The sequence below is a fragment of the Streptomyces sp. NPDC006393 genome, assembly GCF_040628575.1.
Taxonomy (GTDB): Bacteria; Actinomycetota; Actinomycetes; order Streptomycetales; family Streptomycetaceae; genus Streptomyces.
In genome coordinates this window covers 1-1,973 of the sequence record NZ_JBEXZD010000220.1, presented here as the reverse complement: position 1 = coordinate 1,973, position 1,973 = coordinate 1, and the positions used below count along the sequence as shown (strand labels likewise).

Annotated in this window: 2 protein-coding genes; both read right to left on the bottom strand. The window is 55.7% G+C overall.

What is annotated here, in order from left to right; all coding sequences use genetic code 11:
* Positions 1-381: 381 nt before the first annotated feature.
* Entirely contained in the window at positions 382-1,032 is a 651-nt protein-coding gene (locus ABZ484_RS38660; protein ID WP_358870628.1) for a hypothetical protein, read from the bottom strand.
* An 86-nt stretch (positions 1,033-1,118) separates the two neighbouring features.
* Positions 1,119-1,973: hypothetical protein (locus tag ABZ484_RS38655; RefSeq protein ID WP_358870627.1), on the bottom strand; the 855-nt coding region annotated here is incomplete at its 5' end.

The following is a 1,973-nucleotide window of genomic DNA, read 5'->3' as shown; positions in this document are numbered from 1 at the left end:
TCGACCTGCACGACGCCTTCGTCTCCCTGGCCTGCAGTCTCATCTGCTGGAGACGCCTCAAGAAGGCCTGCTCATGATCGTGTTACGAGCTCTAAGGACTGGCACGCGCCAGACACAAACAGGAATGGAGGGGAGGTGGGTACAACAGCCGACGAGCAGCGGTTCACTGAGCTGTACGTAACAGACGAGCAGTCATGCAAGAACGTTGGAGGGATTTGGGCCAATGGCTACTGCGGAAAATTCGGCAAACTTAGCGTTCCCGGCCGGAAGCCGGAAAACGTCCCGACTTTGAAGCCGTCCCCGGTGGGGCTGGCGGTGTTGGAATGCATAAGGTGTTTTTCCGACAGCTCCGTGCGCCACTGACCACAATGAAGTCTTTACTCAAGCCCGCAAGAGAGCCATCGTCATTAGTGCCGTCGCTCCAAGGGCCGCCCAGCACGCCGTCGCACCCACCACCCGAAGCCCACTCATCGCTGAGCGACTGCCCTCAGTCGCGCTACGACGTGACCACAGAGGATACGGCTCCGACCAGTAGTAGGCAGGGAAACCGAATGCGAATACCAGGGAGGCAATCAACCAATATCCAGCACTTGGCGAGCGTAGCTTCTTTCTTAGTACCATGTCCACGAGAGCGATGGCGCAACAGAATACGACAAGCCAAGCAAAGTGTGGCATCACTCGCAAATACATGACGGGAATGAACATATCAAGGATGCCCAGGTTATCGAACCGATCACCCTCCTCAAATGTTACCGTGTCGGCGTCTTTTCCCAGCCGATTCCTCATGTCTGCCGCGAATTGCTCAACCTCCGGCAAAAACGTACTATTGTTGTAATGATAAGTGAACTCGTAGTCTTGAAGGTACCCAGTGGACCAGTAAACCTGTACCTCATCGACATCAAAGCTGGCGACCTGCACCACGGAAACGTCACCGCTACGAGCGTCTTTCAGCAACTCTGCCGTGTCTGCCCGCGAGGGAAAGAGAATGGAGCACAGCCCCAAGAATCCTGCCGCAAGGACTACCAGAACCATGGCCCGGAGTATCCGGATGATCCATGACACCTTTGAATTCACTGCGATCGGCCTATGAGTCGACCAAATTACACGCACCCGAGTAGTCATCCGCCCACCGTTACGGTCCAGTAATAGATTTGCCTTAGAGTGCCCTGCTGCCGGCCTTCTGCGCGGTCAGGGAAGAGTGGATTATGGAGAAGGGATCCCAATCCAGTCCCGTTGTATGCAGCGAACGCAACAGTGAAACTCCGACTTTCACGGTCCACGTTGACCACCTGATAGACTTCTGTGTAAGACCCCATGAATGCCTCAGGTAGGCCTGACCCCTTACTGCCACCCGTGAGCATCCCCTGGACGTCTTTGAAGAAATTCGACTTCGGGTCTTTATAGGATGCACGCTTTCCAAGCTTGCTAGGGGAGATATCGAAGTCCGCACTCGAGATGACCTTGATCAGGTCACTCAAAATCTTTGAGTTGTGGTCATTCGAGGCCAATTGCTGCGTTATCTTGCTGCCTGCGCCGAAGACGTAAGTTCCCCCAGTTCCGTTCAGCCAGTCGTTCACGATGTCATTCATATCTTTGGTGGAACCCACCCCCATCAGATCCGCGCAGGCGGCCGCAGTGCCCGAGGTCACTGACGCACCCTCCTGACATGGACGGGTATTCATGCCCAGGGCCATGACGTACTTCTGGAGCTCAACGGCAAGTGCCTTATACAGGTCGCCCTTGACCTTCTTCGTCAGCGACGCAAGGGCTTGCTGGCAGGCTGAGTCACAACCTCCTGACTGTACATCACTCTCTTCTTTGCCGCTGTTGTTGGTGCCGCCGTTGCCACAGGTGTAGTAGCAGCCGCCGGCGCCGGTGGGGACTGTCCTGAAGTTTGTGTATGTCCTGGTGTGAACCGTCTGGCATGAGATGCGGTCTCTGCCGGGAAGGATCACGGATGGGCAGCAAGGACG

Excerpts from the sequence above, each read along its gene's own strand:
- ABZ484_RS38660 (WP_358870628.1), bottom strand. The coding sequence starts at position 1,032 with ATGGTTCTGGTAGTCCTTGCGGCAGGATTCTTGGGGCTGTGCTCCATT.